11 protein-coding genes are annotated in these 16,294 nt (G+C 66.2%); all 11 read right to left on the reverse strand.

Going from position 1 to position 16,294, the window contains the following annotated elements; all coding sequences use genetic code 11:
• Window positions 1-7 precede the first annotated feature (7 nt).
• Window positions 8-1,039: a FecCD family ABC transporter permease gene (locus AC3RCP_RS16720; RefSeq protein ID WP_101338058.1), complete on the reverse strand. Its 1,032-nt coding sequence runs from the start codon at window positions 1,037-1,039 to the stop codon at window positions 8-10.
• Window positions 1,032-2,021 (reverse strand): FecCD family ABC transporter permease, encoded by a 990-nt coding sequence (locus tag AC3RCP_RS16725; RefSeq protein WP_492570447.1) that lies wholly within the window; start codon window positions 2,019-2,021, stop codon window positions 1,032-1,034. The genes AC3RCP_RS16720 and AC3RCP_RS16725 overlap by 8 nt, the downstream gene beginning before the upstream one ends.
• On the reverse strand, window positions 2,018-2,908 hold the full coding sequence (locus tag AC3RCP_RS16730) for an ABC transporter substrate-binding protein (RefSeq protein ID WP_101338059.1): 891 nt from the start codon (window positions 2,906-2,908) through the stop codon (window positions 2,018-2,020). Before AC3RCP_RS16730 ends, AC3RCP_RS16725 begins: the two co-directional genes overlap by 4 nt.
• Window positions 2,901-4,784, reverse strand: a complete 1,884-nt coding sequence (locus AC3RCP_RS16735; RefSeq protein WP_492570448.1) for an IucA/IucC family protein — start codon at window positions 4,782-4,784, stop codon at window positions 2,901-2,903. The genes AC3RCP_RS16730 and AC3RCP_RS16735 overlap by 8 nt, the downstream gene beginning before the upstream one ends.
• A 4-nt stretch (window positions 4,785-4,788) precedes the next feature.
• Entirely contained in the window at window positions 4,789-5,562 is a 774-nt protein-coding gene (locus AC3RCP_RS16740; protein WP_492570449.1) for an HpcH/HpaI aldolase family protein, read from the reverse strand.
• Window positions 5,556-7,445, reverse strand: coding sequence for an IucA/IucC family protein (locus AC3RCP_RS16745; RefSeq protein WP_492570450.1), 1,890 nt, complete (start codon window positions 7,443-7,445; stop codon window positions 5,556-5,558). Before AC3RCP_RS16745 ends, AC3RCP_RS16740 begins: the two co-directional genes overlap by 7 nt.
• A gap of 18 nt (window positions 7,446-7,463) precedes the next feature.
• Window positions 7,464-8,879: a DHA2 family efflux MFS transporter permease subunit gene (locus AC3RCP_RS16750; RefSeq protein WP_492570451.1), complete on the reverse strand. Its 1,416-nt coding sequence runs from the start codon at window positions 8,877-8,879 to the stop codon at window positions 7,464-7,466.
• The gene (locus AC3RCP_RS16755) at window positions 8,876-10,096 is read right to left on the reverse strand and encodes a type III PLP-dependent enzyme (protein WP_492570452.1); all 1,221 of its coding nucleotides are present in this window, start codon (window positions 10,094-10,096) and stop codon (window positions 8,876-8,878) included. Before AC3RCP_RS16755 ends, AC3RCP_RS16750 begins: the two co-directional genes overlap by 4 nt.
• Complete coding sequence (locus AC3RCP_RS16760; RefSeq protein WP_492570453.1) at window positions 10,089-11,891, reverse strand: IucA/IucC family protein; 1,803 nt, start codon at window positions 11,889-11,891, stop codon at window positions 10,089-10,091. Before AC3RCP_RS16760 ends, AC3RCP_RS16755 begins: the two co-directional genes overlap by 8 nt.
• A gap of 235 nt (window positions 11,892-12,126) precedes the next feature.
• Entirely contained in the window at window positions 12,127-13,503 is a 1,377-nt protein-coding gene (locus AC3RCP_RS16765; protein WP_150051366.1) for a diaminobutyrate--2-oxoglutarate transaminase, read from the reverse strand.
• Window positions 13,504-13,863: 360 nt separating this feature from the next.
• On the reverse strand, window positions 13,864-16,278 hold the full coding sequence (locus AC3RCP_RS16770; protein ID WP_492570454.1) for a TonB-dependent siderophore receptor: 2,415 nt from the start codon (window positions 16,276-16,278) through the stop codon (window positions 13,864-13,866).
• Window positions 16,279-16,294: the final 16 nt, after the last annotated feature.

Consider the following 16,294-nt stretch of genomic DNA (forward strand, 5'->3'; position numbering starts at 1 on the left):
GAATTCCTTAGTGCCGCTGGTTGATCAAAAGATAAAGAAAGAACGGCGTGCCCAGCACCGCGACAAAGATCCCCGCCGGCAGGTCCAGCGGCAGGAACAGGGTGCGCCCGATCAGGTCGGCGAGCATCACCAGGTTGGCGCCGACCAGCGCCGCCATCAGCGCCTGCCCGGCGAACCCCGGGGCCACCAGGCGCTTGGCGATGTGCGGCGCGATCAGCCCGACAAAGGCAATCGCCCCGCCCCAGGCCACCGCCGCCCCGGCCAGGGCCACGCTGACCAGCAGCAAGCCGGCGCGCAGCCACTGTACCCGCACGCCGATGCCCTGGGCCAAGGCATCGTCCAGTTGTTGCACCCGCACCTGGCGCGCCAGCCACACCAGCAACGGCAGGATCGCCAGCAACCAGCCGGCCAGGGCCCGCGGCTCCGGCCAGCTGGCGCCGTAGACGCTGCCGGTGAGCCAGACATAGGCCGACAAGGTGGTGGTCAGCGGGCTGAACACCAGGACAAAGGTGGTCACCGCCGCCAGCAGCGCCGACACGCCGACACCGATCAGCACCAGGCGCAGCGGCGAGGTGCCCTGCTTCCAGGCCAGCAGGTAAATGGCCAGGGCCGCCAGCCCGGCGCCGAGCATCGCCGCCAGTGGCAAGAACTGCGGGCCCAGCAGCAGGGAAAAGAACGACAGGTACAGCACCGCCGCGGCACTGGCGCCGCTGGTGATGCCCAGCAGATCGGGGGACGCCAGCGGGTTGCGGATGATGCTCTGCAAAATCAGGCCGGACACCGCCAGCGCCGCGCCGACCAGGGCCGCCAGCAGCAGGCGCGGCAGGCGCAGTTGCTCGACGATGAACAGCAGGCGCTCGTCGCCGCCGCGCCACAGCAGCTCCAGCACGGTCAGCGGCGACAGGTTGAGCTTGCCCAGGGACAAGGCGCCGAGCATCACCAGCGCCGTCGCCAGCACGGCCAGCAACAGCCGCCACAGGGTCGCCAGGTCGATGCGCCGCGAAAAGCCGGCGGTGCGCAGGGTCAGGGTGTTATTCATAACGACCTCCACGACGGGCCAGGAAAATAAAGAACGGCGCGCCGAACAACGCGGTCATCACCCCCACCGGCACCTCCTGCGGCAGAATCACCAGGCGCCCCAGGGTGTCGGCCAGCAACAGCAGGATCGCCCCCAGCACCGCGCACCCCGGCAGCAACCAGCGATGATCGATGGACAGGCCCTTGCGCACCATGTGCGGCACCAGCAGGCCGATGAAACCGATGCTGCCCGCCAGCGCCACCGCGCTACCCGCCAGGCCGATGATCAGCACGCTCATCAGCCAGCGAATCAACCCGGTGCGCTGCCCCAGGCCGATGGCGATGGCTTCGCCGGCGTTGAGCACATTGACCTGCCCGGCCAGCAGCAACGCGCCGAGCAAGGCCAGCAAGACGCCCACCAGCAGCGGCGCGGCCAGCGCCAGGTCGCGCTCGGACAACGACCCGGCGAGCCAGAACAGCACGGTGTCCAGTCCCTCCTCGTTGACCACCAGCAGCGCCTGGCTGAAGGCGGAAAACAACGCGGTGATCGCCGCCCCCGCCAGGACGATGCGCAGCGGGTTGAGGCTGCCCTGCCCGCGATTGCCGATCAGCCACACCAGGCTGCCGGCCAGCGCGGCGCCGATAAAGGCGCACCACAGCCACTGGCTCATGGACGACAGGGCAAACAGCGACGAGCACAGGATGATCGCGAAGGTCGCCCCGGCATTCACCCCGAACAACCCCGGCGATGCCAGCGGGTTGCGGGTCAGCGCCTGCATCAGCGCCCCCGCCACCGCCAGGCTCGCACCCACGGCGACGGCCATCAGGGTGCGCGCCAAGCGACTGTTGAAGATCAACTGTTGGCCGGCGCTGAGGCTGTCCGGTTGCAGCAGGCCCTTGAGCAACTGCGACGGTTCGATCCAGGTCGCCCCGGCCGCCAGGCTCAGGCCAGCGCACAGCAGCAGGACGACCGCCGCCAGGCCGAGTTTCAGCCCGCGACTCATGAAGACGCCACCAGGCGGGCAATGTCGTCGAGCATCAGGTTGGCGCCGAGGATCCCTCCGGAGAAACTCCAGGCAATGCCATCGACCCGCCACACCTGCTGCTGTTGCACGGCGCGCAACTGTTGCCAGAACGGGTAATGCACCAGCCGTTCATAGTTGTGCCGCACCGCCTGGCTGTCGCGCTGGAATACAAAAAACAGGTCGGCATCGACCACGGGCAAGTTCTCTTTGCTGGTGAGTTTGATATAGGTGCTCCGGGACTCGCGGGCGACCGGGTTCCAGGCGAAACCCAGCTCCGTGAGCACCGAGCCGGCGAAACTGCTCGGCAGGTAACTGCGGATGTGGTCTTCACGCACATCCAGCACCGACACCGTGGGCGGCCAGCGCCCGGCGAAAGTCACCTGCAACTGCTCGCGCAAGCGCGCCACCCGCTGCTGCCATTGCCCCAGCAGGCTGCTGGCCTGCTGCTGGCGGTTCAGGGCCGCGCCCATCAGCGCCAGGGTGCGCTTGAACTCGAAGACTTCCTCGAGCATCAGCACCGTGCCCATGCGTTCGAGCAGCGGCGCGATGCGCTGGTGGCGAAAACGCGAGGCGACAATCACGTCCGGCTCCAGCAGCACGATGTCCTCAAGGCTGGGCTGGGTTTCCAGGCCGACATGAGGAACATTCGCCAGCGCCGGGCGCAAATAACGGAAGGTCGGCTTTTCACTCGAAGACTCCACCACGCCGCAGGGCGTCACGCCCAGCGCCACGGCGCTGTCGGTGGCGCCCTGGAACAGGGTGACCAGGCGCCGCGGTTCGGCGCGGGCGATCTGCGGCAATGCCAGCAACCCCAGGGACAGGCGCAACAGCGTGCGCCTGCAAGGATGGATCAGCGGGTCAGGCATCGGCGGCCAACCGCTGGAACGGGTTGACCACTTCGCCCTTGCCGAACGGCATGCTGCCCGGGCCACCGGCGCGTTCGATCATCGGCGTCAGCAGCAGCTTCTGCGGCCAGCGCGGCGCTTCGAACAGCTGGCGCTGGATCATCGCCCGGGCCTCGTCGTCGAAGTCGATGCTCTGCAACAGAGCGTCCAGCACCTGGCGCAATGCGCTCCACAATGCAGTGGCCGGCACGGCGTAGACCTGGGCCAGGGTGTCGATGATCGCCCGCACGTTGACCTGGATCGCCAGGGTCTGCAGCCAGAACAGCAGGTCCTCGGGACGCTGGTGATACAGGGTGTTGGCGTGGCCCTTCTTGATCCGGTATTCCGGGTCGGCCATGCCGTTGCGTTCCAGCCACGGCACGAAGATGCGCAGCGAATCGTGGTCGCGCAGCAGCAGGCCCTGGGCCTGGCCGGCCTTCCACACCAGCACCGCGTTCTGCCCGTGCACCTCGCCGAGCATGCCCAGGCGGAACATCCGCAGGTTGACGTCGAAGAAGCGCTGGCACAGCTCGCCGAACAGGGTCAGCACCGAAGCCTGGGTCGCCGGCAGTTCGCGGTACTGCATCCACTCATCGAAGAAGTGCCGGTTGCTGCCGGGCAATGGCGTGCCCAGGGCGGCCATCGGCAGCAGGCGGCAGTCCGGGTCGTCGAGCAAGGCTTGCGGGTAACCGCGGACCATCGCCGACAGGTGCCGCGGCGCCTCGTCGAACAGGGTCGCCTGGGGCGGCATGAAGGCCCACCACTTGCTCTCGTCGCACAGGTGCAGGCTCTGTTCCAGCACCGGGTCGAGGCGTCGCACCTGATGCAGCAGCGCTTCGCTGAGGCCGCCGTTGATCATCTTCACCGCTGGCAGGTAGCGCGAGGCGCCCAGGGAATAGATGGCCATCGGCAGCTTGAGGTAGTCGGCGCTGGCGAAACAGGGGGTCATCGAGCGCAGCGACGAGGTGGCGAAGACCGTGGCTTCGCTGAAGTCCAGGCGCTGGCAGTCGCCACGGGCGAAGGCATCGCCCAGTTGCGCCTGCAACACATGCTCGAACTGCCACGGGTGCACCGGCAAGGCTACGTGGCTGTCACCGATACCGCGCTCGCGCAGCTCTGCGGCCAGGCGTTCCTGCAAGGTTTCCGGCAACAGGTAGCGCGCCGGGTAGACCTGTTCCAGGTCCGCCACGCCCGCGCCGCCTTGCAGCAGGTCCTTGCGCACCGCCACCCAGTTCAGCGCCACCGGCCGGGCGAACTCGGCCTGGTACTGCTGGTATTCGGCCTGCAGCAAGCCCTGCTTGGCCTTGGCCAGCGGGTGGTACGGACGATCGCGCAGCGAAGCCCACTGCTCCATGGTGCGGAAAAAGGTGGCGCCGTCCTGGGCCATCAGGCCCTGGTGGTCGACCCGGTGCTCCAGGGACAAGGCGGTCTGCCAGACGCTGATATGCAGCACTTCGAGAAACAGCGTCAGGCCCTTCTCGTTGTCCTGGAAACGCGGGCCCATGCCGGTGAACACCCGGCGCATGAAGTCCACCGGGCCCAGCGCCGTCCAGCGCTGCTCCTGGCGGGCCAGAACCTGCGTGCCCGGGACCTTTTCCCACTGCTGGGTGATGCCCGGGCGCAGGGCGATGCTGATAAAGCGCTGTTCCTGGGCGTCGCAGCACCACTCCCAGATCCGTTGTTGCCCATCCGCGCTTTCAAGGATTGAGGCTTCAAGGGCTGGCGCTTCAGGATGGGCCTGGCGCCATTGGCTGGCAGTCAGCAACGGCAAGGGTTCGCGGCCAAAGAAGTCTTCGGCGAGCAGGCAATCGATCAGGTCCTGCATCACCAGCTCGGCGGCCATGGTTGTGAAGTTCATCGGATTATTTTCCTTCTAGAGAAAGGGTGGCCAACCTGGCCTGGAGAGCACGAAAGGCAATGCCGCGTTCGTCGCCGAGGACAAAGGCCCGGACCCCGCGCTCGCGCCAGCGTCCCAGGTCGCCCTGCTGCCGGGGAATCGCGCAGTACGGCACGCCGGCATGGTCCGCCGCCTGCCAGCTGTCGAGCAGGGCCTGCCGGACCGCCGGCTGGTCGATCTGCCAGGGCATGCCGAGGGATTGCGAGAGGTCGGCCGCGCCTTCGAGGATCATGTCCAGGCCCGGTACCGCGGCGATCTGCGCGGCGTTGCGCACGCCGGCGGCGCTTTCGATCATCGCCACCAGCATGATCTGCTCGTTGGCCTGCCCCACGTACTGCGCCAGGCTGTGCTTGCCGAAACTGCCGGGGCGCCCGGCGTTGAGGCTGCGCTGGCCCAGCGGGTGGTATTTGCAGGCGGCAATCGCCGCCTGCAACTGCTCGGCGGACTCGATCATCGGCAGCACGATGCCCTGGGCGCCGCCGTCGAGCAGGCGCAGCATTGTCTTGGGGTTGAGGTCGGCGACCCGCACCAGCGGCGTCAGCTCGTAGGCCTCGGCGGTGCGGATCATGTGCTCGACGGTTTCCGGATTGATCAGCACGTGTTCCATGTCGATGATCACGAAGTCGAATCCGGCCTCGGCGATCAGCTCGATGGCCGCCGGCGCCGGGATCGAGCTGATCAGCCCGTACACCGTTTGCCCGGCCGCCAGTTTGCGTTTCAGCTGGTTGCTTCTCAGCATGCTTGCGGCCTGTAGGCATGAAGTGGGTTGGGCACCGACTTGAAGCGTCGCTCGCCGTCGCCCAGCAGGCGGCGCTTGGTCAGCTCTTCGACCTCGTAGCTCGGCGCGAACACGTCGAACAGGCCGAAACGGTCGCGGTGCTGCGGATGGGCGTCCTGGTAGTCGAGGATTACCTCGGCGGTCATTTGCCAGAACTGGCCTTCGTCGAGCTGGTAGTGCTGGCGCAGGAAGATCGCCATCTCCGCCAGGCAGATAAAGAAGAAGCAGTCGCAGGAGAAATCCCGTACCGCGTTGACATCATCCGTGAGGATGAACGAGTTGCGATTGAGCTTGGCGTGGCTGGCCGGCAGCGGCACCAGCTCCGGGCACAGTTCGGGACGCGCCAGGTGCGCCGGCGAGTAGCGCACGCCGTCGTGGAAGTCCTTGAGGGCGATGCGCTGCGGCCAGCCCTGCTTGACGATCAGCACGATGTTCTGGCCGTGGGATTCCATGCCGATGCCTTCGGCGTAGAGCATGTGGATGATCGGCGGCACCGTCACCTGCAGCAGCTGGCGGGTCCAGGCCTGCAAGCCGTACTGGCGGATCCAGGCGTCGATGAACGGCTGCTGCGGCCCTGTGCCGTAGCGGTTCTCCACATGGCTCAGGCCGTTGAATGGCACCGCCTGTTCGTCCGCCTTGAGGTACTGGTGGAGGCTTTCGCGCCAGATCGCCCCCAGGGTGCCGTAGGCCTGCGGTCCGCGGGACTCAGGGAGGTGCTGGTAGTCGAAGCTGACCCCGGCCACCTCGCCGAGGATCACGAAATCCAGCTGGCGCGCGGTGCTGTCGCTGGCGATCAGCTGTTGCAGCCAGTCGGTGATGATCGACCCGTTCAGCACCGTGTGCCGGGCCAGGATGCGCGTGCTGGAGGTGTTGGTCATGCTCATCGCCAGCTTGACGTAGGGCCGCTGCTTGGCCGTGGCATTGGCCAGGGTGCGGATCGACTGCTGGGCCTTGTAGCGGTCATCCGAGGTGCCGAGGTAGATCAGCTCGCCGCTGAGCAGCTCCGGGTAGAAGGTCGAGACAATCAGGTTTTCCCACTGCCACGGGTGCACCGGCAGCAGCTGGTAGTCGTCCAGCGCCCTACCCTGGCTGGCCAGTTGTCGCTCGATCTGCTGCCAGCGCTCGGCGCCCAGCTCCTGGCGGATAAAGGCCGGGAAATCGAGTTTTTGCGAATGGTTGAGCGAGGCCCGGTTGCGCGCGACCGCCAGCCACACCACGGCGATCGGCGTGGCGAACTCCGGGCCGTAGGCCTGGTTGTCCGCCAGGGAAAAGCCGATGCGCGACTTGTAGCACGGGTGGTAGCTGTGGGCGTCCATGAAGTGCTGCTCCAGGGCGTCCACGTCCAGCTGGTGGGCCGGCTTTTCGGCCTGGTAGCCCTGGCTGCGCGCTTGCAGATCCTTGAGCTGGGTCTGCTCCAGTTCCTGGATGAAACGCCCCAGGTGCGGGCTGTCCTGATAGTCGCCGAGCAGCTCGGCCAGGGCCTGGTGCAGGTCCGGCACGCTGCGCCGGCCGCGGCTGTCAAGGCGTTCGAGGCTGGCGGAATCGAGGCGGATCAAATCGAAGCTGGCGCTGAGCAGGCCGTTGCAGTGGTACTCCACCCGCTGCTGCTGGCCGTCGATGCCGAGCACCACGAAACGGCGCTGGCCGCTGTCATGGCCGTGCGGGCCGCCCTCCAGCGGCTGGCTGTCGAATGGCAGCACGCCTTCATACAGCAGGGTCTGCAACAGCTGGCCGACCACCCGCTGCTGGACTTTTTCGTCGATACGCCCATCCACCGTGGCCAGCCAGGCACCGGGACCGGAGGGCTGGCTTGAGGTTGTCGAGATTGCAGTCGCCATGTTCATACCTTGTGCGAAGAAGGGTTAACGGTGTTCGAGCGCGCCGGGCACAGCCTCGGCGGTCTCGTCGGAAAGGGGAAAACGCCAGGCGCAGGGCAACGCCAGCAGGATCAGCAGGCCGGTGGCCACGAACACCTCGCTGATGGCGGATGACATGCCCGCCTGGGCCTGCACGCCGCCATCGACCAGGCGGAACTCCAGCCACAGCGAGGCGATGACAATGCCCAGGGACGACACCAGGCGCCGCGAGATGTTGTTCATCGCCGCGCCCTGGGTGACCATCGGCTCGGGCAAGGCATTCAGCCCGGCGGTGGTCACCGGCATGTAGGACAGGCCCAGGCCCGCGCCGCGCAGCATCATCAGCGCGAACACCAGGCCGATCGCCGCATTGGCCGGGAGCAAACCCAGGGCCAGGGTCGACAGTCCGGTCAGCAGCAGTCCGATGGACACGACAAGACGCGGCCCGTGGCGATCCAGGGCGCTACCGCCCATGCGCCCGAACAGGCTGGCGAACACCGCCGTGCACAACAGCGCCAGGCCGGTCCAGATGGCGCTGTAGCCGAGCACCGTCTGCACCAGCAACGGCAGCAGCACCAGGCACTCGAACATGCCCACCGACTGCACCACGGCGATGATCACGCTCAGGCGGTAACCGCGCAGGGCGAAGATCCGCAGGTTGAGCAGCGGCGCCTCGCGGCGCAGCTCCAGGCGGACAAAGGCCACCAGGCACAGCAGCGCTACCAGCAGCATTCCCAGGTTCATAGGGTCCAGCAGCCCGGCGGCGTGGTGCAGGCGGCTGATGGCGATCATCAGCAGGCCGATGCCCGAGGCGATCAGCAGGTAGCCGGCCAGGTCGAACGGCTTGCGCTCGGCCGGCTCGGAAGGCGGCAGTATCGCGAGGCCCATCAGCAGCGCAACGACGCCGATCGGCACGTTCATCAAAAACAGCGAGCGCCAGCTGAACCACTCCAGCAGCAGGCTGCCGCACAGCGGGCCCACCGCCGGCGCCAGCATCACCGCCGCGCCCCACAGGCCGGTGACCCGGCCGCGCTCGTCCTTGGCGTACACCGCGAAGATGATCGCCAGGGACAGCGGGATCATCAGCCCGCTGGCGATCCCCTGCACCACCCGCGCGGCGATCACCAGGGCGATGGAATCGGCCAGGGCACCGAGCAGCGAACCGCCGATAAACAGCGCCACGCCCCACAGGTACAGGCGCCGGCGGCCCAGGCGCTGGCTGAGGAAACTGGTCAGCGGCATGGTCATGCCCATGCTGGTCATGAACGCCGCGACTATCCAGGTGGCCATCAGCGGGCCGATGGCGAAGGCCTGCATGAACGCCGGTAGCGCCGGGTTCAGCGAGCTGTTGTTGAGGCTGACGGTCATAGTGCCGAGCAGCACGTTGACCACCACCCAAGCGCGCGGTGCCTTGAAACTCACAGACCGGCTCCTTCGAGCAATTCACCCTGGCGCAGGAAGTGCTGCGCCGGCCGTGGATGACAGAGGAAGTCGGCGTGGGAAATGTTGTAGCCATAGGCCCCGGCCATCGGCAGCACCAGCAGGTCGCCGACGCTGACGCCCTTGAGCGGCTGGGCCCGGCTCAGCACATCCTTGGGCGTGCACAGCTGGCCGACCACGGTCCAGGCCTGCTCCGCGCTGTGCGCCGGCTGCGGCGTGCGCGGCAGGTGAATCAGCGGGTGGTCGTGGCTCTGCGCCGCGGGCAGGCGGAACTGGTGGGTGCCGCCGCGGCACACCAGGAAGTGCTCGCCGTGGCTGGTCTTGGTGTCCAGCACCTCGATCACGTAGTAACCGCAGAAGGCGCTGATAAACCGCCCCGGCTCGAAGCGCAGGATCGGTGCCTGAGCGCCCTGCTCCGCCAGCCGGCGTTCCAGGTAGCGGCACAGGCGCTGCCAGTCGAACTGCTGGCCGCTGAGGTAATCGACGCCGATGCCGCCGCCGACATTCAGGTGGGTCAGTTGCTCGGGGTGCGCCGCCAGGGCCTTCCACAGCGGCCAGCGTTGCAGGTAGAAATCCAGCAACTGCTCATGGCGCTCCACCGACTGCTGGTGGGACATGGCGTGCACATGGAAACCCTTGAGACGCAGATGGCTGGCGCGGTCGACCCTTTGCACGGCCTCGGCCAGCTCCGCCTCGTCGATACCGAACGGCGTGGCGGTGCCGGCCATGGCCAGCCGGCTCGACTGGTTCTGCGGCAACTGCGGGTTGATACGGATGAATACCGGCTGTACTCGCCCGGCTTCTTCGGCCAGGCGTTGCAGGCGCTCGATCTCGTTGAGGCTTTCCAGGTGCACCGCTTCCACCTGATGGGCCAGGGCCACGCGCAGGTCGGAATCGAGCTTGCCCGGGCCGGAAAACACATAGGGCTTGCGGGTAGGACAGGCCACCACCCGCTCGATCTCGCCACCCGAGGAAATCTCGAAACCACTGACCAGCGGGGCCAGCGCCGCCAATACCGGCGCCTCGCTGTTGGCCTTGATCGCGTAATACAGCTCGACCCCGGCCGGCAACGCCGCCATCACCTGGCGCACATGGGCCTGCAAGGCGTCCAGGTCGTAGATAAAGGCCGCCAGCGGATCGGCGCTGCCGGCCCGGGCCAGCTCGATGGCGCGCAGGACCGCCTGGGACAACTCAGCCATAACGGGCCTCCTCGCTCCACGGCGAACTCAGGCTGACGTAGCCGGCCTGGCGGTCGGCCTTGGCGGCCAGGCGCACCTTGAGATTGGTCTTGCAGGCAATCGGCTGGCCGGCGATCAGCGCGTCCAGTTCCGGCGCCGGGCGTACCAGCTCGTCACGGATGCGCCGCAATTGCTGCTCGACCCGCTGCCACATCAGCGGCGCCAGGTGCGGGCGTTCCCAACTCAGGGCCAGCACCGCTTCCGACAGGTTGTTGATCAGCAGGCAATAGGTGATGCGGCTCCAGCCCTGCTCGCGGGAATACAGCAGCGACTGGCGCACCCGCGGGTGCAGGCCGACCTCGATCTGCGCCATGCCCAACTCATCGGTAAGCTTGACCCCCTCGAAGTCCCGCAGCAGCAGCTGTTGCGGCTGGCCCTGGTCGTGGATCAGCACGCTGTTCTGCAGGTGCGGCTCCATCACCACGCCGTGGTTGAAGAACAGCGCCAGCACCGGCCGCAGCAGCAGCGCCTGATACTGGTCGAACCAGTCCACCAGCTGTTCGTCCGTCAGTTCACTGGCGTTGAACCCTTGCAGGAAGTCATGCACCAGCGGCCGCGAATGGATGTCGCGGGCGAACAGGGTGCCGGCCATCACGCTGCGCTCGGCGCCGGCGCGGCGGCAGAAGTTCTCCCGCAGGATCGCCCCGGTCTGTTCGCGGAACCAGTGGGCATCGGCTTCGCTGGCCTGGGCCGGGGCCCAGCTCATGGAACCCGGCTCGGCCACCGCCGACAAGCCGCCGAGGGTCTCGGCCTGGGTCCGCTGCAGGCGCTGGAACAGCTGGTCGATGATCAGCGTGCTTTCCAGCTCGTACCAGGCGTTCTTGCGCACGCAATTGGTGATGCGCACGTTCAGCGAGCCCTTGATGAAAAAGTCGTGGTCCTCGATGTACCAGGTGCGCATCGAGGCCGTCGGGCTGGCGAGCGGCCCAGTCGGCCCGTGGTCGATCACCTCGTCCAGCTCCAGCAGGCGCTGCACGCGGCGGTCCTGCATGAACAGCTCGGCCTGCACCGGGTGCATGCAGATCATCGCGTGCCCCGGGCGCGCCCGGCCCTGGTCGGCGAAACCGGCCATCACCTGCTCCTCGCTGAGGCCGCTGGCGGTCACCCGCAGGCCCTGGCGCGGCACTTCGAACAGGTGCAGCGCGGTCTCGGCCTGGAATTCCGGGGCGTAGGTTTCCTGGGCCAGGTGTGCCGGCCACAGCCGCGCCTTGGGCGCCGGATGGTTGGGGTGGCCGAACCACAGGCCCTGCTCGCTGGCCAGGTAGCCGCTCAGCGGCGCCGGGCCCTGGCCGTCCATGTTGTGGGCGACGATGGCGGCGGTCAGTGACTGGCTTTGCAGCACCTGGTCCAGCAGCTCGTCGTTGCTGGCCCGGGTCATGTGTTCGCAGGCGCCGAGCAGTTGCTCGACGAACTCGGCAAAGGCCAGGCAGCGCCAGGTCTCGCCTGCTTCGCGCCGGGCATACACGTCCGACAGGTAACGGTGGCTGCCCAGGTGGTCGCGGCGGTCGACCATGACGAAGAACTGCTGCCGGTTGGGCAGGTCGATGGTCAGCGGGATGCCCTTCCATTCCAGGCCGTCCAGGTAACTGCCGGGCGCGATGCCCTGCATCTGTGTCGGCCAGCTGTAACTGAGGCAGTTTTCCGGCAAGGCGAACTCTTTGATCAGGCAATTGAGCAAGGCGCGAGTGGTCGCCAGCTCACTGACCATCGTCGATAAAACATGCTTTGATAAAACATCGCGATCTGAATAATTCATACATGCTCCACAGTAGCCCGTGCGGTCACTGGCTGCGTACTGCCGCGGCAAATAGTTAGTTGCTCTTCGGCCATACCGAAAGCCGACAGATACCCGTCGAACGAACTCGTCCGCTTGCACTTTCCTGCAACCTTTAACAAGAAAAACCTGTCGCCCGACAGTTATTCAATCAAGACTTAAAAGTGTGAAAAACGACACACTTTCATCGAATACGCTTCACTTCAAAAACAGCACTTCAAGCACGTGCCTGCAATAAGGCGTCCGCCATTGCGCGAGTAAATCGCTGGATAACTTGCTGGCACTGTTCGTCGTCGATGACCAGCGGCGGCAACAGGCGGATCACATTGCCGCGGCGTCCGCCGCGCTCCAGCAGCAGGCCCTGTTTGAAGCAGTGCTGCTGGATGGCCACGGCCAGGCCCGGGTCCGAGGGGAAATGCCCGTGGCGGTCGGCCGGCTGGCGTTCGTCGACGATCTCGATGCCCAGCATCAGGCCACGCCCGCGCACCTGGCCCAGGGCCGGATAGCTCGGCTGCAAGGCCATCAGTTGCTCCTTGAGCCACTGTCCGCGGCGCTCGGCCAGGGCCGCGATGTTCTGCTCGCGCAGCACCTGCAGGGTCGCCAGGCCTGCGGCCATGGCCATCTGGTTGCCGCGGAAGGTGCCGGCGTGGTTGCCCGGCTCCCAGGCATCGAATTCGCGCTTGATGCCCAGCACCGCCATCGGCAGGCCGCCGCCCACCGCCTTGGACATGACGATCATGTCCGGCTCGATGCCGGCGTGCTCGAAGGCGAACATCTTGCCGGTGCGGGCAAAACCGGCCTGCACCTCGTCGAGGATCAGCACGATGCCGTGCTGGCGGGTCACTTCGCGGATCGCCCGCAGCCAGCTGGCCGGCGCGCAGTTGACCCCGCCCTCGCCCTGCACCGCCTCGAGAATCACCGCCGCCGGCAGCGACACGCCGCTTTCCACGTCTTCGATGAACTGGGTGAAGTAATGGGTCAGCGCCTCGACCCCGGCCTCGCCGCCGATCCCCAGCGGGCAGCGGTATTCGTGGGGGTACGGCATGAACTGCACGCCCGGCATCAGGCCGGCGATGGCGTGCTTGGGCGCGGTATTGCCGGTCAGCGCCAGGGCGCCGTGGGTCATGCCGTGGTAGGCCCCGGAGAAACTGATGACGTTGTGCCGCCCGGTATGGGTCTTGGCCAGCTTCAGCGCCGCTTCCACCGCGTCCGCCCCGGACGGCCCGCAGAATTGCAGGCAGTAGTCGCGGCCCTGGCCCGGCAGCAGGCTGAGCAGGGTTTCGCTGAAAGCGTCCTTGACCACGGTGGTCAGGTCCAGGGTGTGCATGGGCAGGCCCGAGGCCAGGAAACTGTCGAGACTGGCCATGATCGCCGGGTGGTTGTGCCCCAGGGCCAGGGTGCCGGCGCCGGCCAGGCAGTCCAGGTAGGTCTTGCCTTCGACGTCGGTGACCCAGACCCCATGCGCCTTGGCGATGGCCAGCGGCAACTTGCGCGGATAACTGCGCACATTGGATTCGAACTTGCCTTGCCGGGCCAGATAGTCGGCATTGGTCTTTTGCAGAGGACTAGTGCGCAATATGCCATCATTCAACATCTGTTCACCCTCGTTAAATTCGACATGCAAATTATTATCATTAATAAAAACACGCAACTACTTATTCAAACTTATTTGGAATAGTCACATGGCACTTGCAGATATAAGTCAACTATCGCGCCCACGCCAAAAACCAAGTTGATAAACTTGGTAAGCCGTCATTTATGACGTATGAAACTGCCATGTTATTGCCATCTTTCCGACAACTTCATTAGTTGCCATTAAATGGCCAACACCTCATTCAAGAGGCGAGCAAGTTGATCAACTGATAACGGGCATACTTTCTTCCTCGACCAAAGGAACCGGTCATGACCAACACGGCGGTGCGCCCTTCCCTGTGGCGCTTGTCCGCATCGCTTCTTAGAAACCCACGGTTGCCGAGAGCAACAGGGTCCGTGGCGTCGCCAGGGTCAAGCCCGGCTCGCTGTCGTCCGAGGCCCCGGCCGAACTCCAGTAACGCTTGTCCAGCACATTCTCGACATTGGCGCGCAAGGTGATGTCCTTGTCGTCGAGCTTGAAGGCGTAGCGCGCGCCCAGGTCGAAACGTTCCCAGGAGTCGATTTCCTTGCTGTTGGCCTGGTCCAGGTACTGCGAGCTGGAATAGATGCCGCGCGCGGTCAGGGTCAGGCCCTGGACCTTCGGCACGTCCCACTCGGCCCCCAGGTTGACGTTGTACTTCGGCGTGGCCGGTGCGCGGTTGCCGTCGAAGGTGCCGTTGGTGGTGTCCTTCAGTTCGCTGTCGATGTACATCACCCCGCCCAGCAGGCGGAAGCCCTTGAGCGGTTCGCCGAACACGCTGAGCTCGACGCCGTCGTTCTGGCGCTTGCCGTTCGGGCCGAAGACCCGGGTGGTGGCGTTGGTCTCGTAGGCCGGCTGCTTGATGCGGAACACCGCGGCGGTCAGGGCGAAGGCCCCGGCGTCATACTTGGCGCCGGCCTCGACCTGGCGGCTGATGAACGGCGGGAAGATTTCGTCTTCGTTGATCGAGGTCGACGGCGCGATCTTGCCCTGGCTCAGGCCTTCCATGTAGTTGACGTACAGCGACAACTGATCGGTGGCCTTGAACAGCAGGCCACCCGAAGGCGAGACCTTTTCCTCGTCGTAGGCGGTGTCGCCTTTGACGCCGTCGCTCCAGTCGTCGACCTTGACCCGTTGCCAGCGCGCGCCGAGGGTCAGCAGCAGGCGGTCATCGAAGAAGCCCAGGGTGTCGGACAGCGCCACACCGCTGAAGCGGTTCTCGGTGTAGACCTTGGGGTCGAAACGCGTCGGCCGCGACGGGGTCGGCGTCGGCCGCGGGTTATAGAGGTTGCTGGGAGACGCGGCATAGCGCGCGCCGCCGTTTTCGAAATCCATGTAGAAGTAGCTGGCCGCCAGGTTGACCTCATGGCTCACCGGGCCGGTGTGGAACCAACTGCGCACGCCCGCCGTGGTGGTGCGCACGTTTTCGTCGCGGGTGAAGTCGCGCGGCTGCACGCTGAAGTCGCCGGCGTCGTTGGTGATCGACACGGCATGGCGCAGGAAGTCGTGGTTGCTTTTGCGCGCGCCGACGCCGCCGTACAGCATGATCGAGTCATTGACGTCGTATTCGGCGTTGACCGTGCCGAAGGTGTCCTTGGTGCGAGCCTTGCTCCAGGACTGCGCATAGTTGTGCCGCACGTCATCCGCGTCCGGCACCTTGGCGTTGGCGCCTATCTGCACCCGCTCCTGGGGCGCGTCGGTGTCGCGCTCGGTGTGGCCGATGTCGGTCGACAGGCGCAAGCGTTCGCCACGGAAGTCCAGGCCCAGCACCGCCATCTCGCGGTCGACGCTCTGGTGATCCCATTCGGTGTCGCCGGATTGCTTGACCGCGTTCAGGCGCACGCCGAACTTGTTGTCCTCGCCGAAGCGCCGGCCGATGTCCACCGCGCCGCCCACTTGGCTGTCCGAGGCGTAGCTGCCGGTGAATTCGGTGATGGGTTTGTCGGTGGCCCGCTTGGGCACCACGTTGATCCCGCCGCCGACGCTGCCCCGCGGCGAGATGCCGTTGATCAACTGGGTCGGGCCCTTGAGGATGTCCACCCGGTCGGCCATTTCCATGTCGATGGTGTAGGTCGGCAGCACGCCGTACAGGCCGTTGTAGGCGACATCGCTGTTGAACAGGCTGAAGCCGCGGATGGTGAACTGCTCGTAACGGCCGCCCGCCGGGTTGGTGGCGCGCACCGAGGGGTCGCTGGCGATCAGGTCGCCGAGGGTCCGCGCCTGCTGGTTCTTCACCACCTCGCTGGTGTAGGTGGTCATGCTGAACGGCGTTTCCATGAAGTCCTTCGAACCCAGCAGGCCTTGCGAGCCACGGCGTGCGACCTGGCCGCCGGCGAAGACGTCGCTGTCGGTCGCGCCGCTGGCGCCGAGAATCGAGGTCGGCGCCAGTTGCAGGCTGCTGCCTTGCGGCGCCGGGGTCAGGATATACGCCTGCTCGCCCACCGGTTGCAGTTGCAGGCCGGAGCCTTGCAGCAAGCGGGCAAAGCCCTCCTCCACCCCGTACTCGCCGGACAGGCCGCTGCTGTTGCGGCCGCTGACCAGCTGCGGGTCCACCGACAGGTTGACCCCGGCGAGGCCGGCGAAACGGGTCAGCGCGGCGCTCAGCGGGCCGGCCGGCACCTGATAGCTGCGCCGCGCGGCGTCGTCGGCCAGGCTGGCCTGGATGAATAACGGGCTGGAACTGAGTGTCAGGATGAGGCCCAACTGCAACAGTCCGGGGGAAACCGGACGCAAACGGTATGGCAATACTACGGGCATGGGAGGAAGCTCTCGT

The organism is Pseudomonas sp. GW822-FHT05A08 (genome assembly GCF_058800485.1).

Bases quoted from the DNA above. Each gene is read 5' to 3' on its own strand.
- AC3RCP_RS16770 (WP_492570454.1), bottom strand. From the start codon at position 16,278: ATGCCCGTAGTATTGCCATACCGTTTGCGTCCGGTTTCCCCCGGACTG.
- AC3RCP_RS16745 (WP_492570450.1), bottom strand. From the start codon at position 7,445: ATGAACATGGCGACTGCAATCTCGACAACCTCAAGCCAGCCCTCCGGT.
- AC3RCP_RS16725 (WP_492570447.1), bottom strand. From the start codon at position 2,021: ATGAGTCGCGGGCTGAAACTCGGCCTGGCGGCGGTCGTCCTGCTGCTG.
- AC3RCP_RS16735 (WP_492570448.1), bottom strand. From the start codon at position 4,784: ATGAACTTCACAACCATGGCCGCCGAGCTGGTGATGCAGGACCTGATC.
- AC3RCP_RS16760 (WP_492570453.1), bottom strand. From the start codon at position 11,891: ATGAATTATTCAGATCGCGATGTTTTATCAAAGCATGTTTTATCGACG.
- AC3RCP_RS16755 (WP_492570452.1), bottom strand. From the start codon at position 10,096: ATGGCTGAGTTGTCCCAGGCGGTCCTGCGCGCCATCGAGCTGGCCCGG.
- AC3RCP_RS16720 (WP_101338058.1), bottom strand. From the start codon at position 1,039: ATGAATAACACCCTGACCCTGCGCACCGCCGGCTTTTCGCGGCGCATC.
- AC3RCP_RS16730 (WP_101338059.1), bottom strand. From the start codon at position 2,908: ATGCCTGACCCGCTGATCCATCCTTGCAGGCGCACGCTGTTGCGCCTG.
- AC3RCP_RS16740 (WP_492570449.1), bottom strand. From the start codon at position 5,562: ATGCTGAGAAGCAACCAGCTGAAACGCAAACTGGCGGCCGGGCAAACG.
- AC3RCP_RS16765 (WP_150051366.1), bottom strand. From the start codon at position 13,503: ATGTTGAATGATGGCATATTGCGCACTAGTCCTCTGCAAAAGACCAAT.